At 73.4% G+C, this 24,265-nt stretch carries 23 protein-coding genes and 1 riboswitch; of the genes, 10 read left to right on the top strand and 13 right to left on the bottom strand.

The genetic code is table 11. From position 1 onward, the window contains the following. Nucleotides 1-60: 60 nt before the first annotated feature. Genes NYF13_RS21105 through NYF13_RS21095 form a run of 3 tightly spaced genes read right to left on the bottom strand, consistent with a single transcriptional unit; the run spans nt 61 to nt 5,677 of the window. On the bottom strand, nt 61-1,287 hold the full coding sequence (locus tag NYF13_RS21105; RefSeq protein WP_315659047.1) for a hypothetical protein: 1,227 nt from the start codon (nt 1,285-1,287) through the stop codon (nt 61-63). Beyond that, a complete protein-coding gene (locus tag NYF13_RS21100) occupies nt 1,284-4,226 on the bottom strand; it encodes an AAA domain-containing protein (RefSeq protein WP_315659046.1) in 2,943 nt (980 codons plus the stop codon). Before NYF13_RS21100 ends, NYF13_RS21105 begins: the two co-directional genes overlap by 4 nt. Before the next feature lie 11 nt (nt 4,227-4,237). Next, entirely contained in the window at nt 4,238-5,677 is a 1,440-nt protein-coding gene (locus NYF13_RS21095) for an SEFIR domain-containing protein (RefSeq protein WP_315659045.1), read from the bottom strand. Here NYF13_RS21095 and NYF13_RS21090 point away from each other — a divergent pair. Next, nucleotides 5,676-7,094: a toll/interleukin-1 receptor domain-containing protein gene (locus NYF13_RS21090; RefSeq protein WP_315659044.1), complete on the top strand. Its 1,419-nt coding sequence runs from the start codon at nt 5,676-5,678 to the stop codon at nt 7,092-7,094. The two genes, NYF13_RS21095 and NYF13_RS21090, sit on opposite strands and share 2 nt — an antisense overlap. A gap of 39 nt (nt 7,095-7,133) precedes the next feature. Here NYF13_RS21090 and NYF13_RS21085 read toward each other — a convergent pair whose 3' ends face one another. Beyond that, a complete protein-coding gene (locus NYF13_RS21085; protein ID WP_315659043.1) occupies nt 7,134-8,066 on the bottom strand; it encodes an amidohydrolase family protein in 933 nt (310 codons plus the stop codon). A gap of 56 nt (nt 8,067-8,122) precedes the next feature. On the opposite strand from NYF13_RS21085, the gene NYF13_RS21080 reads away from it, so the two are divergent. Beyond that, nucleotides 8,123-8,587: a MarR family winged helix-turn-helix transcriptional regulator gene (locus tag NYF13_RS21080; RefSeq protein ID WP_315659042.1), complete on the top strand. Its 465-nt coding sequence runs from the start codon at nt 8,123-8,125 to the stop codon at nt 8,585-8,587. A gap of 173 nt (nt 8,588-8,760) precedes the next feature. On the opposite strand, the gene NYF13_RS21075 is transcribed toward NYF13_RS21080, so the two are convergent. Continuing rightward, complete coding sequence (locus NYF13_RS21075) at nt 8,761-9,381, bottom strand: NAD(P)H-binding protein (protein WP_315659041.1); 621 nt, start codon at nt 9,379-9,381, stop codon at nt 8,761-8,763. Between the two features lie 5 nt (nt 9,382-9,386). After that, nucleotides 9,387-10,166: an inositol monophosphatase family protein gene (locus NYF13_RS21070; protein WP_315659039.1), complete on the bottom strand. Its 780-nt coding sequence runs from the start codon at nt 10,164-10,166 to the stop codon at nt 9,387-9,389. 95 nt (nt 10,167-10,261) lie between these two features. On the opposite strand from NYF13_RS21070, the gene NYF13_RS21065 reads away from it, so the two are divergent. The 3 genes from NYF13_RS21065 to NYF13_RS21055 all read left to right on the top strand — a co-directional run bounded on the left by NYF13_RS21065 (nt 10,262) and on the right by NYF13_RS21055 (nt 13,297). Then, on the top strand, nt 10,262-11,233 hold the full coding sequence (locus tag NYF13_RS21065) for a LysR family transcriptional regulator (RefSeq protein WP_315659037.1): 972 nt from the start codon (nt 10,262-10,264) through the stop codon (nt 11,231-11,233). 236 nt (nt 11,234-11,469) lie between these two features. Beyond that, a complete protein-coding gene (locus NYF13_RS21060) occupies nt 11,470-12,279 on the top strand; it encodes a glycoside hydrolase family protein (protein WP_315659036.1) in 810 nt (269 codons plus the stop codon). Nucleotides 12,280-12,490: 211 nt separating this feature from the next. Then, nucleotides 12,491-13,297: a thioesterase family protein gene (locus NYF13_RS21055; protein WP_315659035.1), complete on the top strand. Its 807-nt coding sequence runs from the start codon at nt 12,491-12,493 to the stop codon at nt 13,295-13,297. A 389-nt stretch (nt 13,298-13,686) separates the two neighbouring features. On the opposite strand, the gene NYF13_RS21050 is transcribed toward NYF13_RS21055, so the two are convergent. Next, a complete protein-coding gene (locus NYF13_RS21050) occupies nt 13,687-15,069 on the bottom strand; it encodes a pyridoxal-phosphate dependent enzyme (RefSeq protein ID WP_315659034.1) in 1,383 nt (460 codons plus the stop codon). Between the two features lie 210 nt (nt 15,070-15,279). Here NYF13_RS21050 and NYF13_RS21045 point away from each other — a divergent pair, with 210 nt between their 5' ends. Both NYF13_RS21045 and phoU read left to right on the top strand, forming a co-directional pair. Further along, a complete protein-coding gene (locus NYF13_RS21045) occupies nt 15,280-15,633 on the top strand; it encodes a hypothetical protein (protein WP_315659033.1) in 354 nt (117 codons plus the stop codon). Nucleotides 15,634-15,644: 11 nt separating this feature from the next. Beyond that, nucleotides 15,645-16,289 (top strand): phosphate signaling complex protein PhoU, encoded by a 645-nt coding sequence (gene phoU / locus NYF13_RS21040; protein ID WP_315659032.1) that lies wholly within the window; start codon nt 15,645-15,647, stop codon nt 16,287-16,289. A gap of 13 nt (nt 16,290-16,302) precedes the next feature. On the opposite strand, the gene NYF13_RS21035 is transcribed toward phoU, so the two are convergent. From NYF13_RS21035 to NYF13_RS21025, 3 genes are all read right to left on the bottom strand, one after another. Continuing rightward, nucleotides 16,303-17,424 carry a phosphatase PAP2 family protein gene (locus NYF13_RS21035; protein WP_315659030.1) on the bottom strand — a complete coding sequence of 374 codons (1,122 nt, stop codon included), beginning with the start codon at nt 17,422-17,424 and terminating at the stop codon, nt 16,303-16,305. Nucleotides 17,425-17,622: 198 nt separating this feature from the next. Beyond that, nucleotides 17,623-18,048 carry a DoxX family protein gene (locus NYF13_RS21030; protein ID WP_315659029.1) on the bottom strand — a complete coding sequence of 142 codons (426 nt, stop codon included), beginning with the start codon at nt 18,046-18,048 and terminating at the stop codon, nt 17,623-17,625. A 230-nt stretch (nt 18,049-18,278) separates the two neighbouring features. Further along, nucleotides 18,279-19,046, bottom strand: coding sequence for a GntR family transcriptional regulator (locus NYF13_RS21025; protein ID WP_315659028.1), 768 nt, complete (start codon nt 19,044-19,046; stop codon nt 18,279-18,281). A 153-nt stretch (nt 19,047-19,199) separates the two neighbouring features. Here NYF13_RS21025 and NYF13_RS21020 point away from each other — a divergent pair, with 153 nt between their 5' ends. The 3 genes from NYF13_RS21020 (at nt 19,200) to NYF13_RS21010 (ending at nt 22,183) form a co-directional block, all read left to right on the top strand. Continuing rightward, complete coding sequence (locus NYF13_RS21020; protein ID WP_315659027.1) at nt 19,200-20,282, top strand: putative sulfate exporter family transporter; 1,083 nt, start codon at nt 19,200-19,202, stop codon at nt 20,280-20,282. A 96-nt stretch (nt 20,283-20,378) separates the two neighbouring features. Continuing rightward, nucleotides 20,379-21,734: an MFS transporter gene (locus NYF13_RS21015; RefSeq protein WP_315659026.1), complete on the top strand. Its 1,356-nt coding sequence runs from the start codon at nt 20,379-20,381 to the stop codon at nt 21,732-21,734. Continuing rightward, a complete protein-coding gene (locus NYF13_RS21010; protein ID WP_315659025.1) occupies nt 21,731-22,183 on the top strand; it encodes a MarR family transcriptional regulator in 453 nt (150 codons plus the stop codon). Before NYF13_RS21015 ends, NYF13_RS21010 begins: the two co-directional genes overlap by 4 nt. 82 nt (nt 22,184-22,265) lie before the next feature. Here NYF13_RS21010 and NYF13_RS21005 read toward each other — a convergent pair whose 3' ends face one another. The 3 genes from NYF13_RS21005 to NYF13_RS20995 are packed head-to-tail and all read right to left on the bottom strand — an operon-like array spanning nt 22,266 to nt 24,047. After that, nucleotides 22,266-22,961, bottom strand: a complete 696-nt coding sequence (locus tag NYF13_RS21005) for a (2Fe-2S)-binding protein (protein ID WP_315659023.1) — start codon at nt 22,959-22,961, stop codon at nt 22,266-22,268. Then, nucleotides 22,958-23,803 (bottom strand): CbtA family protein, encoded by an 846-nt coding sequence (locus tag NYF13_RS21000; RefSeq protein WP_315659021.1) that lies wholly within the window; start codon nt 23,801-23,803, stop codon nt 22,958-22,960. Before NYF13_RS21000 ends, NYF13_RS21005 begins: the two co-directional genes overlap by 4 nt. A gap of 43 nt (nt 23,804-23,846) precedes the next feature. Next, the gene (locus tag NYF13_RS20995) at nt 23,847-24,047 is read right to left on the bottom strand and encodes a CbtB-domain containing protein (RefSeq protein ID WP_396287694.1); all 201 of its coding nucleotides are present in this window, start codon (nt 24,045-24,047) and stop codon (nt 23,847-23,849) included. Between the two features lie 72 nt (nt 24,048-24,119). After that, a riboswitch (cobalamin riboswitch) is annotated at nt 24,120-24,185 on the bottom strand. Nucleotides 24,186-24,265: the final 80 nt, after the last annotated feature.

Genomic DNA, 24,265 nt, shown 5'->3' with positions numbered 1-24,265 from the left:
CGGCCCGGTCCCCTCGGCGGAGCCGGTTGGCGAGAGGCTGACTCGCAACTGTCCACTGTGTCATTCTTTTGTCCGCTGGTATTCGGCGAGCTGGGTGGCCAGCCGCTCCCTGCCCCGTTCCGACGCGAGGTTCTGCGTAGCCGGGACGGTGTCCTGCTTCACCTGGAGCTGGCGGGCGAGCCGGGAGATCCGTGATTCGATTTCGCCGCCCGGAAGACGGCCGCGATTGCCGAAGCAGCCACCCACTCGTTCGAGATGCGCCAGTTCGCGGGTGCTCTCGTCTTCGCACCAGATGTGCAGCAGGTCGGTCTTCAGCACCGTGAACGAGCCCAGCTTGTCCAAGGCCACCGGACCGTTCGGCGCGAAGGCTTCCGGGGGCAGCCGCACCCGCCAGGTGCCGTCGGCGAGCAGTTGCGCGCGGTGGCCTTCCAGGTCCTGCCGCCGAAGCCACTCCGACGCTCGTTCTGCCCGCCAGTCCGCGGAATCGTCCTGGATCTCGTTCTCGATCACGCCGGCGATCTCCGCCCGCCGCTGGCACAACGCGCTCAGCTCGGGGTCGTGCTCGTCCGAGGCCTGGCTGTAGGCCAGGTACCGGATCCGGTTTCCCCTCTCCGACGCGCGCACCACGTAGAGCGGCAGGTGCACGCATTCCTCGCCCAGGCTCTCCGGGTTGTCGATCCGGATGGGCAGGTTGAAGCGGTCCCGGTCGGTCCGGCGCACCAGCTCCGTCAAGGCCTCGCGCCGGAAGCCGTGCGTGCTGGAAAGAAGGACGAAGTTCTCGCCGGACCGTCCGGCCGGCCTCGCGCCGAGGTCGCCGTGCTTCAGGAAGGAGACGGTGCCGGCGTCGTAGTAGCCGCGGGTGAAAGGAGCCGACTCGAACGCGTCGAAGTACATCTTCCGGCGGTCCTGCCGGGGGCGGCGGTAGGACACTCGGTCCCGGTGGGATGCCCGGCCCAGTTCGGTGAGCGCCAGCCGGCCGTCCCGGCCCTCGACCACGTGGCCGATGGCGTACAGGAACCGGATCGCTCCCAGCACCAGCGGCTCGTCGAGGGCGAAGAACCGCGAGAGCTCGGCAGCCGTGCCGAGACCGGCTTCGGCGATACCACGCTCGAGGTAGCGGTCGATCAGCTCGTAGGGCTCACCGTCGGTGATCGTCGCCTGCACGTCCACCTGCCAGACGGGGAGCAGGAGCCGGAAGATCCGGTTCGGGGCCAGCCCTTCCCCGAACGCGGCGTCTTCCAGCGACCGGGCCGGGGGGTAGGGCATCAGCCATTTCCGGGAGGTCATGCGCGGTCCTCCTGTCCCACGGCCACGTCGATCCGGGCCAGTACCTCGTGGTAGCCACGAAGATCGCCCTCGGCGGCGACCCGGTCTCGCAGGGAGCGGGCCAATGTCCGGAAACCGGGTTCGCGGGTGTTGGTCAGGGTTTCCAGGTCGCCGACCAGGACCAATTGGTGCTTGGCCCGGGTGAAGGCGACGTTCGCCCGGCGCAGCTCATCGAGGAAGCCCACGCTGCCCTGGCCGTTGCTCCGGGTGAAGCCGTAGAGGATCACGTCGCGTTCTCCGCCTTGGAACGAGTCGACGGTGCCGACGTTCGTATCGATGATGTCGGTGTCCGTGATCTCTTCGCCCAGCAGTCGCGAGATCAGCGCGATCTGCGCCGTGTAGGGAACGATCAACGCCCATTCTTCGCCTCGGCGGTGGTAGAAGGTCGCGAGCCGGACCAGCAGGTGAGCTTCGGCGTCGTTGACGTATCCACCGCTGCCGCGGGGGCCTTTCGGCTGCGCGGCTGTCTCCCAGCGTTGCCGCTCCGGCAGCTCCGAGGTGTCGACGAACGCCAGCGGCTGGGCGAAGAGGACGTCGTGGTGCGCGCGTTCGACCATCGTCTTGAGGGCGCCGCCGTAGAAGGCGTCGGAGACGAAGTCCGCGATGATCCTCGGCATCCGCCGCTGCTGGGTCAGGCTCACGACGTTGCTCGGCGGGAGCCTGTCCACGAGCATTTCGAGGGTGCTCGTCGTGACCAGCTCGCGGACCGCCTCGTCCTGCGCCCGGATGTCCGAGTCGACCACCGGCGGCAGCTGGCGGTGGTCTCCCACGAGGACCGCGCGTTTCGCCCGGACGAGCGGCACCAGGAGCGTCGCGGTGTCGATCTGCCCCGACTCGTCGACGATCGCCAGGTCGAACTCGGTTCCGGCGATGTCGCGGCTCGTCGCGGCACCGATGCAGGTGGCGCCGATCACGTCGGCATACCTGATCAGCTCGGGGTAGAGCTGGTCCGAGTCACCGGCTGCTTCCTCGCGCCACTCCCGCAGGAGCCTGGCGCGGGCGTGCAGCACCGGGATGAGCCGGGCCAGCCCGGCGTGCCAACCGCTCAGCTCGCGGAGCACTTGAGTGGCGTCGTCCGGACCGGGCGCCGGGGGCAGCACGGCCGCCGGGCCGATGGCCCTCCTGACCGCGGTCGCGGCGTGCAGGGCCGCGCCCTGGAACCCGTGCCGGTGCCTCAGCGCCTCGGTGACCCGCGCCTGGGCCGCCTGGACCGCGGGGACCTGGCGGGTCACGGCATCCAGCGTCGCGGCCGCTTCGGCCGCCCGGGCGCGGAGACCGGTCGCGCTTTCGACCAGGCGGGCCAACTCGGCGCGGTAGCGATCGGCCTTGCGGGCGCGGGAGCGCGCCGGCCACCTGTCCCAGCCGATCAGGCGCCACCAAGGGGGCCGGGCGCGAGCGCGGGCCTCCCGCCGCTGCAGCTTCCCCAGCAGTTCGTGCCTCCGGGCCGCTTGGCCCTCCTGCTCCCTCAACCACGACACGATCTGGTCCAGTTCGGCCTGGGCGGCCCCACCGTGCACCCGGCGGATCGAGGTCAGGTCGGCCCAGGCCCGGTCGACGGCCGCACCGGCCTGGCCGAGCGCGGACAGGCAGCGCCCGAGCTCGGCGGCCCACTGCTCGGCGACGGGGAGCCCGGCGTAGCCGGACAGGACTGTCTGCGTCGTGGAGAGGATCTCTCCGCGCAACTCGGTCGCCAGGGTCTCGAGCAGGTAGGGGCGGCCCTCCGCGTCGACCCTGCTCTCGCTGCCGACCCGGATCACGACGAGAGTGGCCGGCAGTTTGCCGAGCACGTTGTCGACCGCGCGGTTGGTGTGCGAGGTCACCAGCACCGGACCGTGATCCGGACGCTGCGCGTGCGCGTGCGCGATCTGGCTGATGGTGCGGGTCTTGCCCGTCCCGGGCGGCCCCAGCACCAGCAGCACGTCCGGCACGGCCAGCGCCTTGCGGAAAGCTTCGAGCTGGTCCTCGTCGAGGGCCTCCGACGGGAGCGCGGTCACCGGGACGAGCGGTCCGGTCCGGTGGTCGACCAGCACGGGCAGCAGCATGGGGTTCGCGGCTCGACCGGTCCGAAGTCGGTCGACGGCCGCTCGTTGCCTGGCGGAGATCGCGTTGCCGGTGACCGCTTCCAGCTCGCCCTGCCGGCCGAGCCGATCCCAGGAGACCGGATTGTCGAACCTGATGGTGACCTGGTTCCCGTCCACCCTGATCACGTGCCCGCGCTGATCGGGCTCCCCGTGCAGCTGAACCGATTCCTTCCGGCGGGGAACGCGGTCGCCGACCACCTGGAAGAGGTAGACGGGCGCCCCGCTGTACCGCCGTTCCCCCGCCGGCTCGACCGAGCGGTACGGGTAGCCCGGCGCCGACGCCTCGCGCATCGCCTGCTGGTACTTCAGATCGATGACCTGGTCGACGAGATCGAGGAGCCGGTTGTGCGCGGGTGACAGCCCGGGTGCCTGGTTCCGGGCGCCGAGATCCGCGAGCAGCCTTCGCCAGTGAGCTTCGACCTGCTCCCACTGCGTGGAGCTGCCCGGCGGAACCGCGCGAAGTTCGTGCGCGCCCATCCACCGGGCGCGCAGGAGCAGGAAGCCCTGCCCGAGGCGACGGTGGTCCTGCAGCTTGAGCGGTCCGATCCAGACGACGGTGTACGCGTCGTCCCGTCCGGACCGCCGCAACCGCGCGACGTAGGTCGCGGTGACGAGAACCAGGCTGTCGCCGGTGTACCCGGGCCGGGGCGGTTCGACGACCGCCGGCACGCCGTCCGGCCGGGCCGCCAGGTCGGACAGCAGGTCGTTCAGTCCCGTGGGCAGCTGCGGATGGTCGCGGCGCAACCGGCGGAGGCGGTCGGCCAGGTTGCCCGAGGGCACCAGGACGACGGGCGAGACCAGGTTCACGGTGTAGCTCAAGGGTGACTCCCTCAGTTCCGCGCCGGCGGCCGGCCGCGGAAAGCCGCGGCCAGCGCATCGAGTGAGGGGCGCCGGCCCGGCTCGGGCCGCAGGGCTGCGTCGAGGTGTTCCGCCGCGAGGGGCGGGAGATCCGGCGCCAGCGCGTGGACGGGCAGCGGCCCCGTCGGCTGCGGCCGATGACCGGTCACGAGGTGGTAGGCCACAGCGGCGAGCTGGTGGACGTCGGTCCACGGCCCGGCCCGGCCGCCGCCGCGGGGCCGTTGCTCCGGGGCCCGATACTCGGCCGGCCCCTCTCCGGGACGGAAGGCCGTGGTGGCGAGCCCGAGGTCACGGAGCAGAAGCTCGCCTCCGTCCCGGCGGATGATGCCCTCCGGAGTCAGCGCCCGGTGGCTGAGCCCGCGCAGGTGCAGCGCGGCCAGCGGCCGGCACAGCCCGGCGATGGCGGCGAGCGACCGCCGTGCTTCCCAGGGGTCGGTTGCCTCGCCTTGTCCGGGAACGAAGGCGGCGAGCGCGGGGCAGGGGCCGCCGTGCTGCTCGGACGCCGGCCAGTCGGTGACCAGGGTGCTCACCGGCCCGTCGTGGAAGAGCCCGGGCGAACCCGGCAGCCCAGGGCACGCCCCGGCCGCGGACCTGAGCAGTTCGTACTCGTCCTTCAGCGCGGAAACAGCGGCCTTCGCGCCCGGCGTCTCGTGCCTCATCTCGACCTGGCGCAGCCAGACCTGGCGGTGTGGCGAGCCGATCCGGAGCGCCCGGCCGTGGCGTTGCAGGGCCGAGTGGTCGTCGATCGGCCGCTCCTGCAAGGTTTCCCGGTGCACCACGTACTGGGTCGACCCGATCACCACCTCGGCTTCGGCCGACAGGACGGCCGTCGCAGCCGGTGGCTTCGGGGCGGCGACGACGATCGCGCCGGGAAGCCGGGGCGGTACCAGTGGCCGGCCGAGTCTCGGTTCGGCGTGGCGGGGAACGCCGGTGAGCACCGCGAGCAAGCCGCGGACCCCTTCGAGGCTGAGCTCGGTGATCTCGTAGCTCGTGGTCGAAGAGCCGCACAGCAGGTCCGGGATGTCGTCGGCCGATCGGCCCGGAAGGATCACCGGAAGCACCCGCATGGTCTCCCCGGACAGGTCGCGACTCAGGCTGTTGCGCATCAGGGCGGCCCCCAGCCCGATCGACGGCCGGCCGGCGAAGCGCTCCCCGGAATCCACCACCCGCTTGTACTGGGGTGAAGCGATCGCGAGGACGAACTTCGCCTCCCGGAGCCTTTCCGCCACCCAGAGGGCCCAGTCCCGCCGGCTGTCGTCGGCCCAGGCGTCCAGTTGGACGTTCACCCCGGTGTATTCCCGGAGATACGCCGAAAACTCGCGCACCGAACTCGCATGCGCCGGCGAATCCTCGGCGTAGGAGACGAACACCTCGGGACGAGGCGCCGCCCCCGCGTCGTCGGGGCCCGACATGCCTGCCCTCCCGTGCTCGGCTTGCCGCATGATCAACTGCGCTGAGCATGGTCTCACGGGGCATCGGCCCGGCGCAGGAAAAGAAGAAATCTGTCCGCGATTTGTCGTCGTTCCGTCGTGGGCGGGACGCCGCCCGCCCGGCCGGTTTCACCCTGCTATGGTCTTCCGCCGGAACGGCCGCGTCGGCGGCGGTCGGGCAGGGAGAACAACGATGCGGCCACCAGGGCGCTCCGGGGTGGGAACGCCCACCGTCTTCATCTCCTACACCCACGATGACGACGATGCGCATCGCGAAAGCGTCCGGGAATTCGCAACGCTTTTGAGGAAATGCGGTGTCCGGGCCATTCTCGACCAGTGGGCCGTCTCGGGTCGACAGGATTGGCAAGCCTGGGCGACCAGGTGCATCACCGAGGCCGACTTCGTCCTGGTGGTGGCTTCCCGCGGCTACCGGCGCATGGGCGACGGCAACGGGCCGCACGAGGAGAACCTGGGCGGCCGCGCGGAAGCGGCACTGCTTCGTGATCTCCTGCAGGGCGATCGGCGGACGTGGACGAAGAAGATCCTGCCGGTGATCCTGCCCGGGCACCGGGTCGACGAGATCCCGCTGTTCCTCCAGCCCTACGCCGCCGATCACTACCGCGTCGAACTGACCGAGCCGGGGATCGAGGGGATCCTGCGGGTCCTGACGCAACAGCCGCGGCACGTCCCGCCGCCGCTCGGACCACCGCGGGCGCTGGCCCCGCTCTCCGGACCGGGCTCACCGAGCCCGCGCCGGGGTGGGCTTCGGTGGCGGGACCTGCCCGCGCCGGTACCCGTCATCGGCCGTTCGGAGTTGCCGGACTTCCACCGCGGCCAGGGGGCCGTGGTGGAAGTCCACCTCGTCCCGGCCGACCCACCCGCCCGGCTGGGCGTGCGCCACCTCAGGGACGCTCCGCACGAGGTCGCGCGCCTGGGCCGGGAGCGGGGCCTGTTCACCCCGGACGAGGCGCTGAAAACCGGCTCTTCGGCGGAGGCCGCGTGGGCGTGCCCGGCGGACGGGCGCCGGGGCGACGCCGGTCTCGCGATCCACCGGAACGGGCAGCGGAGCTGCTGGTTCGCCTTGCCGAGAGCGACCATCGGATCGGTCCTCGACGGGCCGGACCTGGTGACGAAGGTCGCCGACCGGCTGGGCCTGCTCGCCGACCTGCTCCGGCCGTTGCCGGCCTCGATCGTCCCGGCGATCGGGATGGACCCGGTCGCCATGGTCCGGCTGGCTCCGTCGAGTGAGCTGTCCGCTTCGAGCGCACGCTTCCCCCACCTGCCGCCCCGGATCCGCCCGGTGGCCGATGACGCGGTTTCGTCCGAGGACTTGGGCCGGTTCGCTCGCGAGGTCGCGGACGAACTCGTCGCGCGGCTCGTCGCCGTGTTTCCGCGCTAGGGTGCGAAGTTCGTGGTGCGTCGTCCCGCTGTGCCGCGGCTACCGAGCCAATCGGGGGAACAGTGCCTCGGCCGAAGTGCGGTGCACTGCGGCCAGGTCGGTCTCCGACAGGCCCTCGTAGGTGTCGAGCCAGCCGTCGAAGCGCAGGCGGGAGGGGGGTGGGTTGAAGGGGGAGTCGCTGCCGTACAGGATGTGGCCCGGGGCGGCGAAGGCGAGCAGCGAGGGCAGGGACGTCGGGGTGGAAGCCAGGGCCGTGTCGAAGTAGAAGCGGCGCAGGCCCGCGTAGATGCTTTCTTCGGTGGTGCCCGGGTTGAACATCGACGCGAACTCGAACCGGTGCGCGGCGTAGGGCAGGAACCCGCCGCCGTGCGAAAGGATCACGCGCAGGCGGGGGTGGCGGTCGAAGACTCCGTGCGCCACCAGGTCCAGGGCGGAGCGCGTGGTGTCGGCCGGGAAGTCCAGCACCGGGCTCGGCAGGCCGGCCAGGCGTGGCATCGGCGGCTCCGCGGGGTGCACGAACACCACGGCCGAACGCGCGTCCAGCTCCGTCCACAGCGGCTCGTAGGCCGGGTCGCCCAGGTAGCGTCCGTTCACATTGGACAGCAGCGCGATGCCGTCGGCGTGCAGTTCGTCCAAGGCGCGCACGGCTTCGGCGGTTGCGGCCTCGACGTCCGGCAGGGGCAGCACGGCGAACTGGCCGAAGCGTCCGGGCCGGTCCTTGACCAGTTCGGCGTGGTAATCGTTCGTCTCGCGGGCCAGCTCGCGGGCCGCGACGTCGTCGCCGAAGTGGACGCCCGGAGAGCTGATCGACAGCACTCCGGTGGCGATCCCGGCCTCGTCCATCATCGCGAGCGCGCCCTCGGGGGTCCAGTCCGGGACGGGCCAGCCGCCCGGCGTGCGGCTCCCCGTCTCCAGCGCGCGCCGGTACGCGGGCGGCACCAGGTGCTGGTGGACGTCGATCTTTCCGGTCATCATCACTAGCCTCCTAATAGATAGGTTGCTAACTATTGTGCTGCTAGGCTACACCCGTGCCGCACTCCGGGTTGTCCGAGGCCGAGGCCGAGGCCGGCGAACTCGCCCAGGCCGCCGACGAGTTGTTCTTCGCCATGCGCAAGGCGCGTTCGGCCGGCGCGGGGGAGGACGGCGGCCTCTCGTTGCCGCAGCTCACGCTGCTGGAGCCGCTGGCCGGAGGGGAGGATCGGCCGGTGGGCCAGCTCGCCGCCGCCGCGGACGTGACGATCCCCACCGCCACCCGGATGTTGCAGCAACTGGAGGCCGCCGGGGTCGTCACCCGGCGGCGGGCCCCGGACGACGAGCGGAAGGTGCTGGTCGGCCTGACCGCCGACGGGCTGGCCCGGCTGACCCGCCTGCTCGAACGCCGTCGCGAGCGTCAGGCCCTGGCGTTCGCCCGCTTCGACGCGGCGGAGCGCCGCCAGCTGATCTCACTGCTCGGACGGCTGACCGGGGTGATGAAGGAATTCCGGGACGGGTGAGCAGTCCGTCGTCGTGCTGGAAGGACTTGTTGCGAGGAAGGGATTCTGGGGTTTCTTCGGGCAAGGAGCGCGTGGCGGCCAAGAATGACGCCCGGGTCGCGCGGCGCCCCGGGGGTGCCGGCCGGGGGTGCCCGTCGACCGGCACCGCCCGGCCCGGGGACGACGGCCTCGGCCTAGCTTCCGAGCGGGACCGCCGTCGAGGCCGCGAACCGGGGCGACTCCGCCTCGTCGAGCATGGCGGCGGCGACGGTCGCGCGGCTGATCCGGGCCGGGAAGAGCCGTTTCGGGACGTCGTCCAGGCCCACGGTGCGGCGGCCGGCGCTCAGCGGCCCCGTGGACAGCGGACCGGCGTGGAACACCGTGCCGCCCGCCGCCAGCACCGCCGCGTCCGCGGCCACCTTGTCCGGAATCTCCTGGCGCAGCGCCAATCGGAGCAGTGTCCGGGTGAAGGCCCCCGCCGCCCCGGCCGACGGGCCGGTGCCGAACGCCCCGAGCCACAGCACCCGGCCGGGACCGGCGTCCAGCACCGCCCGCGCGCCCGCCACCAGCGTTCCCGGCGGGTCCCCGGCCTTGGCGCCGAGGCCGGACAGCACCACCGGGGCGTGGCGCACCGCCCGGGCGATGGAGGCGGGATCGTGCACGTCGGCCGCGACCCGGCGCAGCCGGGCACTGTCCTCCAGTTCGATCCGCCCGGGCCGCCGGGCCACGGCCGTCACGGTGTGGCCCCGGGCCAGTGCCTGGCGGGTCAGCTCCAGCCCGGTCGCGCCCGAAGCAGCGAGAATCGTCAGCTCCACGGCGATCAGCCCACGCTCGACAGGGCGGCCACCGCGGCCTCGTGCAGTGCGGGCACCGTGATCAGCACGTCCGGGCTGCCCGGACGCCACGGCGAGCCGTCGATCCGGGTCGCCGTGGCGCCCGCCTCGGTGGCCAGCAGCAGCCCCGCGGCGAGGCCGGACAGCACCGGTTCGTACTGCCAGAACCCGTCGTTCTGCCCGTTCGCCAGCAGCAGCAACGGAAAGGTCGAGGGCACCGAGACCCGCACCAGCAGCGCGCGGCCCAGCATCGCCGTCACCGAATCGCCGATCCGGCGGTAGGTGGCGGTCTGCCCGGACTCGGCCTGGCCGGTGGTGACGATGGCCGCGCCGAGGTCCCGTTTGGCCGACACCCGTAGCCGCGTCCCGTCGAGCCACGCGCCTTCGCCGGCCACGGCGGTGTAGGTGTGGTCGCCGATCGGCTGGTGCACCACGGCCAGCACGGGCACCCCGTCGCGCAGCAGCGTCACGGTCACCGCCCACTCGGCCAGCCCGTGCACGTGGTTGACGTTGCCCTCCACCGCGTCGACCGCCCACCATTCGCCGGGTGGCAGTTCGGTCGTCTCCTGCTCGTCTTCGAGCCAGCCGGCGCCGGGTCGGGCCACCGCCAGCTCGGCCCGCAAGCCATCGAGGGCCACGGCGTCGTTGCGGCTGACCGCGGCGAACAGGTCGGCGCGGTCGGACGGGCGGGCGCTGGGGGAGTGGACGGTCAACAGTCGGGCGCCGGCCTTCCGGGCGGCTTCGGTCACGGCGGTGAGCAGGGTCATGGCGTTCCTCCTGGGGTCTGGTGCCTCCGACGCTAGGCCGGTCCACCCATGACTTCCAGTGCAATCTTGGCAACTCAACAGTTACCCTGGTGCAGGTGGACCTCAACCTGCTCGTCGCCCTCGACGCCCTGCTCGAAGAAAACAGCGTCGCCGCGGCGGCCGACCGGCTCCGGCTCTCCGCCCCGGCGATGAGCCGCACCCTGGCCCGGATCCGGCGGGCGACCGGAGACGACATCCTGGTCCGGACCGGTCGCACGATGAGCCCGACACCGCGCGCCCTCGAACTGCGCGACGAGGCGCACGAGCTGGTCCGCCGCGCCGCCGCCGTGCTCACCCCCGCGCGGGAGCTGGACCTGGACGGGCTCGAGCGCGAGTTCACCGTCCGCGGGCACGACGCGCTGGTCGACGCCTTGGCCCCGCTGCTGGTCGGGGCCCTCGCCGACCAGGCGCCGCGGGCCGGGCTGCGGCTGCTGGCCGAAACCTCGGCCGACAGCACCGATCTCACGCGCGGTCACGTCGACCTGGAGGTGGGCGCGACCCGCCCGCAGCGGCCGGAGATCGCGGCCGAGGTGATCGGGGCGGACCGGGTGGTGGCCGTGGTGCGCCGGGGTCACCCGCTCGCCCGAGGCGAACTCACGCCGGAGCGGTTCGCCGCCGCCGTGCACGTTTCGGTCTCGCGCCGGGGCCGCCGCCACGGCGCGATCGACGAGGCGCTGGCCGCGCTCGGCCTGAGCCGCAAGGTGATCGCCTCCCTGCCCACCAGTGCGGCCGCGCTGGACCTCGCCACGGGCCGCGACGTGGTGACCGTGGTGGCGGACCGGGTCTGCCGTCCTCTGTGGACGAAGCGGGACCTGGTGGCGCGGGCGCTGCCGTTCGAGCTGCCGCCGGTGCCGGTGGTGCTGGCCTGGCACCACCGGCACGACAGCGATCCGGCCCACGCCTGGCTGCGCGGCCAGGTCCGGCGGGCGCTGGAGACCGTGGTCGGGGGCGAAGCCGCGATGAGCCCGTCCGCGCAACGCCGGTCGGACCGCGGTGCGGCCACCTCGATCACCGACGGGATCGGGTGAGCCGGACGCTCCGCTGAAGCCCAGTGCCGCCGATGCGCGACACCGCGTTGCACGAGCGCTGGAGGAAGCGAACTGCCGAAGCTCAACCGCTGGTCAAGGCCGTGACCTGGCGGATCGTCATCCGGCGAGGCGGTGAATCCGGCGACTGGCGCTCCGGTGAAACTTTTCGGGCCGACTACGGGTACATCGGACCGTCGAGCGGTCAAACTGGTAGGCCCGGCGAAAGGACATCGCTCATGCGCTCGGCGAAGAAGCTCCTCGTGGTGGTCGCGGCTGTGCTCGTGGCCTTCGGTTCGGCGACCGGTCCGGCTGGCGCCGCGAGTGTGAAGAAGGGTGTCAGCGCGGCTGATTTCAGCGGCGTGACGGCGGCGCTCTCGGACGTGCGCGCGGGCTGGTTCTACACCTGGGCCTCGGACCCGCAGGGCATCAAGGCGCCGCCGGGGGCGGAGTTCGTCCCGATGATCTGGGGCCAGGGCTCGGTGACCGCGGCCCAGCTCGCCGCGGCCAAGGCGAACGGCAAGACCCTGCTCGGCTTCAACGAGCCGGACCTCGACGGGCAGGCTCAGATGTCCGTGGACACCGCCCTCGGCCTGTGGCCGCGACTGCAGGACACCGGGCTGCGGCTGGGCGCGCCCGCCGTGGCGTTCGGCGGCGACGTCGCGGGCGGCTGGCTCGACCGGTTCATGAGCGGGGCCAGGGCGCGCGGCTACCGCGTCGACTTCATCCCCCTGCACTGGTACGGCGGGGACTTCTCCAGCTCGGCGACGGGGGAACTGCGGTCGTACCTCGAGGCCGTGCACAACCGTTACCAGCTCCCGATCTGGGTCACCGAATACGCGCTGACCGACTTCTCCACCGCACCCCCGCGGTACCCCTCCTCGGCCCAGCAGGCCGATTTCGCCGGCCGGTCCGCGGCCATGCTGCAGAGCCTGTCCTATGTGGAGCGATACGCCTGGTTCTCCCTGTCCACCGCCACCACCCCGACCGGGCTGTACTCCGGCAGCACGCCGAACGCCACCGGGGTGGCCTACCGCGCCGCGGGGTAGCCGCGAGTCCGCGGGTGCGGTAGGTGAGGCGGCTGACCCGGGGATGGCTGTGTGGGGGAGGGTGAAGCAGCCTCCCGTGGGTCGCCGCCTGGCCGGAGCGCTGCGGTCGAATCTGAAACGCGGTGTTGTCAGTCTCAGTTCTCGGGACAGACCGGGTGCCGGCGGCTAAGTTGCGTGGTGCAACCCACTCAGGGAGAAGCCGGGAGGTTTCGTGAGCACCACCACGTTCGCCGCGGTGTCCGCCGTGAAGCAGCGGGCCGAGCGCGCCTTCGACGTTGATCTGAGCCCGTCGTGGACGATCGGCGGCCGTCCGAACGGCGGTTACCTGCTGGCCGCGATCGGGCGCGCCGCGGGGGTGGCCGGCCCGCATCCCGACGTGCTGGCGGCCAGCGCCCACTACCTGCGTTCGCCCGAGCCGGGACCGGCGGAGGTGGAGATCGAGCCGCTGCGGGCCGGTCGCGGCGCGAGCCAGGTGCGCGGGCGGCTGCTGAAGGACGGGGTGGTGTGCGTCGAGGCATTGCTGACCCTTGGGACCCTGCCGGACGAGGGCTCGGTGCGCTGGGACGGCGGCCTGCCCGATCCGCGGCTGACCGACCCGGCCGGGGGCGTCCGCATCCCGTCCGGCGCCTCGGACGGCTTCACCGCCGCGATCTTCGGCGAAATCGACGCCCGGCTCGACCCGGACAGCGCCCGCGCGTTCACCCAAGGCCCCCGCGGCCTCGGCGAACTGCGCGGCTGGCTGGCCCTGCCGGGTGACGAGCCGTTCGACCCGGTCTCGCTGCTGTTCGCCGTGGACAGCTTCCCGCCGGCCACCTTCGACATCGCCCCCAGCGGCTGGGTCCCGACCCTGGAGCTGACCGCCTACCTCCGCGCCCGCCCGGCCCCCGGCCCGGTCCGCGTGCTGCACCGCGCCCACCTCATCGCGGACGACCGGGTGGACGAATCGTGCTTCATCTGGGACCGGACCGGACGGCTGGTGGCGCAGTCGACGCAGCTGGCGGGCATCCGGATGAGGTGAGAGGGGCGACCGGAGCCGGTGGGGTGACAGCAGGCGGGCACCGCGGCCGGTCGGGGATGCACGGTCGTCGGCATCGTTCCGGCCCGACGGTGCCGAGCATCGCCGATCCGCGCACCGAAGTCAGCCCTCGTCAGATCCGCACCCTGAAATCGGCCCGCCCGCCGAGGTTGGTTCGGCTTGCCCAGCTCGGCCCCGCACACTGAGGTCAACCTGCCCACTGTGCCCGGCCTGCCCACTGCGCCCGGCCATGCCTGCCGGGGTCGGCCTGCCCACTGAGGTCGGCCCTGCCTATCGGGGTCAACCTGGCCACTGCGCCCAGCCATGCCTACCGGGGTCGGCCTGCCCATTGCGCCTAGCCACGCCTGCCGAAGGCGGCCCGCTTGCCGAGGTCAGCTCGGTGCAGCCGGATCCGCGGCCTCGAACACGCCGGTCACCCGCCCGTCGGTCAGCACCCATGCGGCCGGGGCCTGGCCCAGCTTCGCCGTGGCCGCCCGGCGGGTCTCGCCGAGGCCGGTCGTCGGCAGGGCCGGCCCGACGTAGTCGGTGATCGGGTCCGACCGGCGGGCCCGGTGCTGCGCCGCGGCCGCGCGGAGGCGGGGGACGTCGAGCGTGCCCGTCACCTCCGCGGCGGCCGGGGGACCCGCGGCGCCCGGGCGCGGCACCGTCACCGCCCAGCGGTCGCCCGGTCCGTCGTGGTCCAGGGCGTCGCCGATCGAAGCCGTCGAGGGCAGCCAGGAGCAGGCCCGCGCGGTTGCGGCGACGGTCGGCTCGTCGTGCTCGTCCTCCAGGAAACCGAAGCCGCGCAGCCATTCGTCGTCGTAGTACTTCGACAGGTACGAGCGGCCGGAGTCCGGTACGACGACCACCACCAGGTCGTCCGGCGGGAGGGTGGCGGCCAGCCGCAGCGCGCCGGCCACGGCGGTGCCCGCGGAAGCGCCGAGCAGCAGGCCCTCCTCGCGGGCCAGCCGGCGGGCGGTGAGGATCGATTCGCGATCGCCGATCGGCTCGACCACGTCGACCACGTCGCGGTGGTACGACTGCGGCCACAGATCTTCGGCGGTGCCCGGGTGCCGGTAGTGCCCGATGCTTTCGACGAAGTACGGGCTGCCGTCGCCGCCGGAGTACACGGAGTGGTCCGGGTCGGTGCCGATCACCCGGATCCGCCCTTCGCTCACTTCCTTCAGGTAAGCGCCGGTCCCGCTGATCGTGCCGCCGGTGCCGATGCCGGCCACGAAGTGGGTGACGCGGCCGCGGGTCTGCCGCCAGATCTCCGGGCCGGTTCCCCCGTGGTGGGCCGCGGGATTGGCCGGGTTGTCGTACTGGTTGGCCAGCCAGCCGCCGCTCTCCTCGGCGATGCGCCGCGCCAGCTGCGAGACGTGGGCGGGATCTTCACGCGGCACGGCGCCGGGCGTGACCACCACTTCGGCCCCGTAGGCCTGGAGGATCAACGTCTTCTCGCGGCTGCTCTTGTCCGGCACCACCACGGTCAGCCGGTAACCGCGCTGCGCGGCGACGATCGCGAGGCCGATGCCGGTGTTGCCGGACGTCCCCTCGACGATGTGCCCGCCCGGCTTCAGCTCCCCGCTGCGCTCCGCCGCGAGCACCATCGACAGCGCGGCGCGGTCCTTCACGCTGCCGCCCGGGTTCAGGAACTCGGCCTTCACGTACACCGGCGGCCCCGCCGCGGGCGCGACCCGCGCGAGGCGGATCAGCGGCGTGCCCCCGATCGCTTCGAGCACCGAATCGAAGGCCTCCACGTTGGTCCCGTCCACCGCGCCAGCCTAGCCGGTTCCGCCGCCCGCGCCCGGCGAGTCCATTGTGGTCACCGGCGGACCGGCCGCGTGAACACGACGTGGCGATCCGTGACGAAATCGCCGCTGCCGGGAGAGCAAAGGCGCTCTCCCAGGGGTCTCGGCCCGGTGCTCCCCGGAAAACCCGGGTCCGGGACGCGACCCTCGGTGGCGGCGCCTAGGGTGGCGGCCATGGCCGATCGTGCGCTGTGCCTGGAGCCGGTGGAGCTTTCCGGGCGGGAGCGGTCCGTGCTGCGGGGCTTCGCCGCCCGCGGCCCGGGATCGTCGCTGACCTGCGAGCTGGAGGCCGGGCACGGCCACGAGCACGTGGTGTCCGTCGAGGACGGGTGGTGGTTGCGCTGGTGGCCGGGCCGCCGCGTGCTGGAGAGCCGGGCCGCCTGCGCGTTCGCCGGCGACGGGGGTGAGCGCTGCCGGGTGCCGGACGGGCACGAGGGCGGGCACACGTTCGACCTCCCGGTCCGCCCGGACGGCGACGGGGCCGGCCGGTTCGTGGCCGACGCCGGGTGGCTCGGGGGCCGCCGGTAAAGTCGCCCTCCATGCGCGAAGGCTTCCAGGACGACCTCGGCCGGCTCCACGAGCGGCTGGCCGCGATGGCCGAAGGCGCGGCGGAGGCGATGCGACGCTCCACCCGGGCCCTGCTCACGGCGGACCTGCAGCTCGCCGAAGCGGTGATCGGCGCCGACCGCGAGCTCGACGAGATGCGCTCCCGCTGCGAGGAGGAGTCGTACTCGCTGCTCGCCCTGCAGTCCCCGGTCGCGGGTGACCTGCGGATGGTGCTCGCGGTGGTCTACTGCGCCGAGAAGATCGAGCGGATGGGCGACCTCGCCGCGCACGTGGCGAGCACGGCCCGCCGCACCCACCCGGAGGCGGCGGTGCCGCCCGAGCTCGAACCGGTCTTCCGCGAACTGGGCGAGGCCACCTCGCGCATGGCCGACCGCGTCGCCGAGCTGGTCCGCACCGGGGCCCGGGGCGGCCACGCCGAGCTGAGCCACGCGGACGAGACCGTCGACGCCCTGCACGCGCGGGTCCTCGCCACGATCACCGCCGAAGGCTGGGCGCACGACCAGCGCACGGCCGTCGCGCTGACCCTGGTGACGCGGTTCTACGAGCGGTTCGCCGACCAGACCGTCTCGGTCGCCAAGCGCCTGGACTTCGCCGCCACCGGCGACCTACCCGGCTGAGCTCCGCCGCGGTTCAGCGGGGCCGCTCCGGGCGTTGCCGGGGTCGCTGCGGCGGGCCCGCCGGCGGCTCGGTCCCCGGACGGACCGGCCGGTGCACCGGCGGCGGCTGCTGCCGGACCGGCGCCGGGCGAGGGGAGTAGCTGCCCGGCGGGGGAGACTGGCCCGGCGGCGCGGTCCGGCGAGGATCCGGGGTTTCGCGCGGCGAAGCCGGTCGCGGAGCCGAGGTCTGCCTGGGCGGCGCCGGAGCCTCCGGACGCACTCCCGGGCGGGGCGCCGGAGCCTGCGGCGGCACGGCCTGGCGCGGAGCCGGTCCCTGGGGCCTCGCCGGTCGCGGACCCGGGGGCAGCCGCCGTGCGGGCGGTTGCGGGGCCGGTTCCGGCAGGGGGCGCGTCCGGCCGGGGTGGCGGACGGCCGGCGGGCGCTCACCGGCGCGGCCCGGCTCGGCCGGTACGCGGCCGATCAGCTCGGTGCGGTCTTCGTCGGGAGAATGCGGTTCGTCGAGGGGATACGGTTCGTCCGCTTCGGCGGGGGTGCCCAGCAGCCGCCACGGCACCCGGCCGGCGAAGCGGTCGACCAGGGCGTCCACCCGGTCCAGGGCGAAGCGGTGCGCCAGCCACGCGACGGCCGCGCCGAGCAGGAGGCCGATCAGCACGTCGTGCGGGTAGTGCGCCCCGACGAACACCCGGGAGAACGCCATCAGGGCGGCCAGCGAGACCAGCCACGGCAAGGCCTTCCGCCAGGCGTACACGGCGCCGAGGGCCGCGGAGGCGGCGATCACCGAGTGGTTGCTGGGGAACGACCAGTCGCCGGGCGCCGGGCACTCGCCGATGATCGAGGTCACGGGCAGTCCCCGGCAGGGCCGCTCCTCGTGGACCATGGTCTTGAGGATTTCGCTGACCAGGTACGCGACCAGCGTCCCGGCCGGGGCGAGCAGGGCCAGCGCCATCGGCCGGGAGGACCCGTCCGCCCGCGCCCGCCACCAGATCCAGGCGAACAGCGGGACCACCAGCACCAGCCCGTACCGGGTGTAGGCCAGCACCAGCTCCTGCAGGAAGCCGGGGCTGTGCACGCCGAGACTGGTGATAGCGTCGTACACCCCGCTGCCGGAACTCGACGCGTGGTTCAACGCAGTCACCGTTCAGCTCTCCTTCGCCGTCTGTTCGCCTGCCGGTCATCCTGTGTTCAGCTCCGGCTCACGAGATTACGACGTCGGGGGAAAGTCCCGTCCAGCGCCTCCTGGTACCGCCCCGGGCCCAGCGGAAACGGCCGGGACCCCGGACGGTCCACTGTGGATGGTGCGGAGCGGGGGCGGGTGCAGCGGCGGGGTGGCGGCTCAGGAGCCGATCGCGGACGGGGCCGTCCGGGTGCCGGCCGGGCGGCCGGCCAGGGCCCGGCCGAGGGCGAACCGGCCGGGCCCGGTGAAGACCAGGACCAGCAGCGCCCAGCAGAACAGCGCGGCCGGCTCACCGCCGTTCTGGATCGGCAGCGGGCCGTGGGCCAGGTGCACGGTGAAGTAGGCGAAGGCCATCGAGCCGGAGCCGATCAGCGCGGCCGCCCGGGTGCCGAGGCCGAGGGCGACCAGGGTGCCGCCGGCCAGCTGGATCACCGCCGCCCACCAGCCGGGCCAGGCGCCGACCGGGGCGGCGTGCGCGCCGAGCACGCCGAAGATGGTCTTCACCCCGTGGCAGGCGAACAGGAAGCCGACGACGATGCGGAAGAGCCCGATCGCGTGCTCGCGGGTGGCGTCCAGCCGGTGCATTCGTTCCTCCACAAAGGACGGAAAAGCGGGTGTACCGGTCGCCGGGAACCCGGCGGCCGGTGGTGGCCAAATGGTCCAGACCAGTGGTCCGGTCAGCGCTGAACAGGCTCGGTTGTGGTGGGGACATCCAGGTATACGGCCGGGTGGAGCGGATCGATACCTGCGAAAGTCCTGTATCGGCGGGAAACGGCCCGCGGGCCCGGTGTCCCGCTCGGACGGAAGGGCCGGCCTCAGGCCGGGGTGGCCGGGCCGAGCAGCCGGTAGCCGGTGTTCGCGGAGAATTCGGCGGTGAGCGCGTACCGGTCGCCGCGGACCAGGGTGTGCCGCCACTCGGCCGGGCGGCCCTTGGTGTGGCTGAGCCGGTTGATGGAGAACGCGGCGACGTCGTGGGCGCAGTGCAGCTGGTTGCGCTCGGCCGCGGCCGGGATGACCGCGCGGACCTCTTCCCGGCCGTGGTCCAGCCGGACGCCGGTGCGCCGCGACAGCTCGGCGTACAGGCCGGTGTGGGTGAAGTCGGCCTCGAGCAGCGGGGCGGCCAGGTCGGCGGGCAGCCAGACCCGGTCCAGCGCCAGCGGCTCGTCGCCGGCCAGCCGCAGCCGCTCCAGGTAGACGAGCGGGGTGGACGCCTCCAGTTCGAGGCGCTCGGCGACCAGGGCGTCGGCGCGGGTGTCGAAGGCGCGCACGACGCTGTGCTGGGTGAGCCCGGCGGCCTCGACCGACGCGAACAGGCTGTACAGCGCGCCCATCGGCACGGTGATCTCCGGCGGGGGCGCGACGCGGGGCTGACGGCCGCGCTCGGCCACCACCGTGCCGTCGGCCCGCAGTTGCCTCAGGGCCTGGCGCACGGTGTGCCGGCTCACGCCGTATTCGTCGACCAGGGCCAGTTCCCCGGGGAAGCCACCGCTGAACTCGCCGGCTTCGAGCCGGGTCATCAGCTCGTGCTGGAGCTGGCGCCACAACGGCTCCGGGCCGACGCGGTCGAGCGAGCGTGCCGCCATGTCGCCTCCCCGTCGCCGTGTGCTGTGCCGGAGGGAACTCTACCGGTGGCCTTATGTCCGGACATGCGATAACGTAAATGTCCGGACATTTAATCGGTCAGGGTCCGGTAGATGAGGTCCGGCAGACGAGAATCAGCAGACGAGGAGCGTGCGATGACGGCGACCCGGGACGCGCGGCCGGCGGCGGTCGCGGAGCGGCCGGTCCGAGGGGTCGCCGGGCTCGCCGGGCTCGTGGTCGCTCTGCTCGTCGCCGGAATCGCGACGGGGCTGGGCACGCTGGTGCCGATCGTCGGCGGCCCGGTGTTCGGGATCCTGCTGGGCACGCTCGCCGCGGCCGTCGGGCCGGGCCTGCGCGCGCCGCGGTTCGCCCCGGGGTACGCGGTGGCGGCGAAACCGGTGCTGCAACTGTCCATTGTGGTCCTGGGCACGGGTCTTTCGCTGCCGCAGGTGGTCCGGGTGGGCGGCCAGTCGCTGCCGGTCATGCTGGGCACGCTCGCCGTGGCGCTCGGCGGGGCCTGGCTGCTCGGCCGGTGGCTCGGCGTGCGCGGCGACGCGCAGATCCTGATCGGGGTGGGCACGGGCATCTGCGGCGCCTCGGCCATCGCCGCCACCACCGCCGTGATCAAGGCGAAGCAGGCCCAGGTCGCGTACGCCATCGGCACGATCTTCACCTTCAACATCGCGGCGGTGCTGCTGTTCCCGCCGATCGGGCACCTGCTGGGGCTGGGCCCGCGCGCGTTCGGGCTGTGGGCGGGCACCGCCATCAACGACACCTCGTCGGTGGTGGCCGCGTCCTTCGCCTACGGCGGCGAGGCCGGCTCGTACGGGCTGGTCGTGAAGCTCACCCGGACGCTGATGCTGATCCCGATCGTGGTCTTCCTGGCGATCCGCACGGCGCGGCGCGACGCGCGGCGGTCGGCGGCGGAGCGCGGTGAGCCCGTGGCCGGGTTCAGCCTGCGCGCCATGCCGTGGCGCAAGATCGTGCCGCTGTTCCTGGTCGGTTTCCTCGCCGCCGCGACGCTGGAGAGCCTCGGCTTGATCCCCGGGTCCTGGCACCCCGCGCTGTCGGCGCTGGGCGCGTTCCTGATCACCACGGCGCTGGCCGGTATCGGCCTGTCGCTGCGCCTGGCCGACTTGCGCCGCGCCGGGAGCCGCCCGCTGCTGCTCGGCGCGCTGCTGTGGGCCGCGGTCGCGCTGAGCAGCCTCGGATTGCAGGCGCTCACCGGCACGCTTTGAGGTTGTTCACTCGGTCACCGAGTTACTTCGCCGGATTGATGTGGAGTTATGGTGGCCAAGTAGTTCTGTTGGAGAACGATTTGGAGGTGTTCCGGCGTGCTGCTGGTGGAGTGGCCCCGGCCGCGCGGGGTGCGGGAGCACCGGAACGCGGGCTGGTTCGCGGTGGGCGCGGTCTGCTTCGGCGCGTTCATGGGTCAGCTCGACGCCAGCATCGTCACGCTGACCTTCCCGGCGCTCCAGGCGGAGTTCGCCGAGCCGCTGGCCGCGGTGCAGTGGGTGTCGCTGTCCTACCTGCTGAGCCTGGTCGGGCTGCTCGCGGCGGTCGGGCGAATCGCCGACGCGGCCGGGCGCAAGCTCACCTACGTCTACGGCTTCGGGGTGTTCACCGCGGCGTCGATCGCCTGCGGGCTGGCCCCCGGGCTGGGCTGGCTGATCGCGTTCCGGGTGCTGCAGGCGGTCGGCGCGGCGATGCTGCAGGCCAACAGCGTCGCGCTGGTCGTCACGAGCGTCCCGGCGGCGCGGCGGCGCGCGGCGCTCGGGGTGCAGGCGGCGGCGCAGGCGCTCGGGCTGGCGCTGGGGCCCGCGGCCGGCGGGCTGCTGGTGGACACGGCCGGGTGGCGCTGGGTCTTCCTGGTCAACGTGCCGGTCGGGGTGCTCGGCCTGATCGCCGGGCGGCTGCTGCTGCCGCGCACCCGGGAGCGGACGCCGCTGGGCCGGTTCGACGGGGCCGGGGTCGCGCTGCTGGCGACCGCGACGACGGCGACGCTGCTCGCCCTGTCCGGGCTTTCGGGACTGGACTTGCCGGTGCCGCTGCTGGTGGCCGTCGCGCTGCTCGCCGCGGGCGGCTTCGCCTGGCGGGAAGCGCGCGCGAGCAGCCCGGTGGTGCGGCTTTCGGTGCTGCGGCCGCGCGCGGTCTCCCTCGGCCTGGTGGGGGCGATGTGCGGGTACCTGGTGCTGTTCGGGCCGTTGACGCTGCTGCCGCAGCTCGGCGGGGCGCAGGGCTCGGCCGGGCTGGTGCTGACCGCGCTGCCCGCCGGGTTCGCCGTCGCCGCGCTGGCCGCCGACCGGGTGCTGCCGCCGGCGGTGGGCACCCGGGCGCGCTCGGTGCTCGGCGCGGCCGTCGCCGTCGCCGGCTGTCTCGCGCTGCTCGGCGCGACCGGGCCGTGGACCGGGGTGTCGCTGGCAATCGCGGGCCTGGGTCTGGGACTGTTCATCCCGGCCAACAACGCGTCCATCATGGGCGCGGTCCCGGAACGGATGTCGGCGACCGGAGGGGGACTGGTGAACATGGCCCGGGGACTGGGTACGGCGCTGGGCGTCGCGCTCGTGACGCTGTGCCTGCACTGGAGCCCGTCGGCCGGCGGCGGGGCGGCGCTCGCGCTGGGCGTGCTGGCGGCGGCGGGGGTGCTCGCCGGCGTGACCGGCGCGCTGGTGCGGGGAACGGCCCGGTGACCGGCGAAGCGGCGCTGGCCGAGGTCATCGCCCGGCTGCGGCGGGCCATGCGCCGCGCGGCCCGCAGCGCGGACCCGGGCAACCCGCTTTCGGTCGCGCAGCTCGAGCTGCTCTCGGGCATCGGGGAGAACCCGGGCGCGCGGCCGAGCCGGCTGGCGCACCTGCTGAAGCTCGCGCCCAATTCCGTGACCACCATGGCGAACGGGCTGCGCGCCCGCGAGCTGGTGACCCGCACCGGCGGCGGCGAGGACCGGCGCACGGTCGCGCTCGCGCTGACGCCCGCGGGCGAGGAAGCCGTGCGGCAGTGGCAGGCGCACAACGCGGAGATCCTGCGGGCGGCGATCGGCCGTCTCCACCCGGCCTGGCAGCACCTGCTCACGGCTTCGCTGCCGGCCCTGGGCGAACTGGTGGCGGCGATCGACGACCTCGTGGACGAGCCGGAGGATTAGCGGAGGAGGGGAGACCGCGAAGGCCGGTGCGCCGCCCCGCGCCTCGCCGTGCCGGTAACCGCGGCCCGAGCCGCCGAGCGGTTCAGGATCCGGTCAGCACGCAGTCGCCGCAGACCCCGCCGCGGCCCGAGGGCGCCGCGCGGTAGATGAGGCAGCAACTGCGCCGCCGGAACCGGCCGTCGACGCGGGTGCTGGTGCTCCGCAGGGGGGTGCGGCCGAGCAGGGCGGCGGCGAGGCCCTGGGCCCGGTCCGTCCATTCCGGACGATCGGTGCCCAGCATGGTCGCCGCCCCGTTCACCGCGGAGGCGACGTTGCCCCACCCCACGGTGCCGGGCACCGGGAACAGCCCGGTGAGCAGCCGGATCGGCCCGTCGAGCACCTGTTCGGCCAGGGCGTCCACGAGCGCGCCGTCCGGCTCCGGCGGACCGGGCGGCGGCCGGACCGACAGCGGGACCGCCCCGCCGGGCACCGGCTCCCACCAGGTCGTGGCCGGGTCGAGGCCGAGCACGGTCGCGTCGCGGACGGCGAACGCGAGCGCGGGGGAGAGCAGCCGGGCCACCAGGCCGAGGTGGGTCACCGACGCCGCGACCCGCCACTCGACGGCGTCGTCCGGGCGGCCGCCGGCCAGCGCCGTGCGGACCGAGGCGATGCGCGAGCCGAGCACGTCCTCGTCGGACACGAGTTCGTCGAGCGGATGCCAGGGCGGCGTCGGACCGGCGTCCGAAGCGTGGGTGTGGACCGCGAAGAACGGCCCGAGTCCGGTCAGGTCCCCGGTCACACGGCCGTCGCGTCGGCGGTCCGGCGTTCGCGGGTGAGCAGCCGTTCGGCGAGCGGGCCGAAGCTCAGCCCGAGCGCACCCCAGAGGATCACCTGCGCGAGCACGGAGTGGAAGCGGAAGTCGAACAGCGTGTCGGCCGGGAAGCCGGGGTAGACGATCGCGCCGGCCGGGTTCTTCAGCGGCAGCGGGGTTTCGGTGGACTGGACGCCGTACTCCGCGACGTTCGCCGACAGGTGCCCGAGCGGCGGCAGCACGGCCATCAGGATCCCGATCACCACTACGAAGGCGGCGCCGGCGATCAGCGAGGCGTTCCAGTTCCCCAGGCGCGGGGCGAGCCGGCGGCCGAGCCAGGCCGCGGCGGCGAGGAACACCAGGGAGCCCACGACCATGACCAGGTACAGCCCGCCGCGGTCGCCGATGGTGTCCGGGTGCCCGATGGACGGCGGGTTGGCCGGGTACTTCAGGAACGGCACCAGGTACAGGCCCAGGAACCCGGCCCCGGCCACCAGCAGCGCCAGGGTGCGCGGCCGCACCCGGCCGACCCGGCCGAGGCACACCGTGTAGACGACGGTGAACAGCAGCCCCATGGCCAGTCCGAAGAGGATCATCCCGGCGCCGATGCCCAGGTTGGCCTGCACCGCGCGGCTGAACAACTCGGGGCCCTCGGACTCGGCGGGCATCCCGGCCGCTTGGTCCAGCGTGGCCTGCGCGGCGTCGCGGCCGCTCTCGTAGTCGATCGCCGCCTGGATCTGCGGCTCGGCGAAGATCCGCGCGAAGACGAACGCCAGCAGCCCGGCGAAGGCGCCGGCCAGCGCGCCGCGCAGGAGGAGTTTCTTCTCCATGTCCGGTGTGTTCCCGATTCCTCGTTCAGCGGTGTCAGGTGAATCAGTGACAGGGGAAACCGAGGAAGTGGCGCGAGTCGTGCACGAACTCGTGGACGTGCATGTCGCTGCCGAACACCGAGGTGGCGCCCTGGTCGATACCGATGAAGTAGTACAGCGCCAGCGCCAGCAGGGTCGCGCCGGCGAGCCAGAGGACGGCCTGGGCGACGGGCAGGACGACCGGCGTCGAGGATTCGGCGGGCATGGTGGTCAAGGGGGCCTCCTTCTGGGGATAACGCGTCCCACTTCGGCTGGAGCACACCCGGCGGTTCCTCGACCTGACTCGCCCACGGCTTCCGGCCGCGGGCACACAGTGGCGCGACCGTGCCGGATTCTCACCGGCTTCGGGAAACCGCCGCGCCGGACGACAGTACGTCGCGGCGCGCGAGGGCGTCAATCGCCATCCCGGGCCCGGCGGTGTGC

The organism is Amycolatopsis sp. PS_44_ISF1 (assembly GCF_032335455.1).
Taxonomy (GTDB): Bacteria; Actinomycetota; Actinomycetes; order Mycobacteriales; family Pseudonocardiaceae; genus Amycolatopsis.
This window is presented reverse-complemented; position numbering and strand designations above follow the sequence as displayed.

What these genes read in the sequence shown, in the direction of transcription:
- NYF13_RS20995 (WP_396287694.1), bottom strand. Translation starts at nt 24,047, where the DNA reads ATGCCCGCCGAATCCTCGACGCCGGTCGTCCTGCCCGTCGCCCAGGCC.
- NYF13_RS21030 (WP_315659029.1), bottom strand. Translation starts at nt 18,048, where the DNA reads ATGCACCGGCTGGACGCCACCCGCGAGCACGCGATCGGGCTCTTCCGC.
- NYF13_RS21090 (WP_315659044.1), top strand. Translation starts at nt 5,676, where the DNA reads ATGCCTGCCCTCCCGTGCTCGGCTTGCCGCATGATCAACTGCGCTGAG.
- NYF13_RS21105 (WP_315659047.1), bottom strand. Translation starts at nt 1,287, where the DNA reads ATGACCTCCCGGAAATGGCTGATGCCCTACCCCCCGGCCCGGTCGCTG.
- NYF13_RS21020 (WP_315659027.1), top strand. Translation starts at nt 19,200, where the DNA reads ATGACGGCGACCCGGGACGCGCGGCCGGCGGCGGTCGCGGAGCGGCCG.
- NYF13_RS21045 (WP_315659033.1), top strand. Translation starts at nt 15,280, where the DNA reads ATGGCCGATCGTGCGCTGTGCCTGGAGCCGGTGGAGCTTTCCGGGCGG.
- NYF13_RS21085 (WP_315659043.1), bottom strand. Translation starts at nt 8,066, where the DNA reads ATGACCGGAAAGATCGACGTCCACCAGCACCTGGTGCCGCCCGCGTAC.
- phoU (WP_315659032.1), top strand. Translation starts at nt 15,645, where the DNA reads ATGCGCGAAGGCTTCCAGGACGACCTCGGCCGGCTCCACGAGCGGCTG.
- NYF13_RS21095 (WP_315659045.1), bottom strand. Translation starts at nt 5,677, where the DNA reads ATGTCGGGCCCCGACGACGCGGGGGCGGCGCCTCGTCCCGAGGTGTTC.
- NYF13_RS21025 (WP_315659028.1), bottom strand. Translation starts at nt 19,046, where the DNA reads ATGGCGGCACGCTCGCTCGACCGCGTCGGCCCGGAGCCGTTGTGGCGC.
- NYF13_RS21000 (WP_315659021.1), bottom strand. Translation starts at nt 23,803, where the DNA reads ATGGAGAAGAAACTCCTCCTGCGCGGCGCGCTGGCCGGCGCCTTCGCC.
- NYF13_RS21060 (WP_315659036.1), top strand. Translation starts at nt 11,470, where the DNA reads ATGCGCTCGGCGAAGAAGCTCCTCGTGGTGGTCGCGGCTGTGCTCGTG.
- NYF13_RS21070 (WP_315659039.1), bottom strand. Translation starts at nt 10,166, where the DNA reads ATGACCCTGCTCACCGCCGTGACCGAAGCCGCCCGGAAGGCCGGCGCC.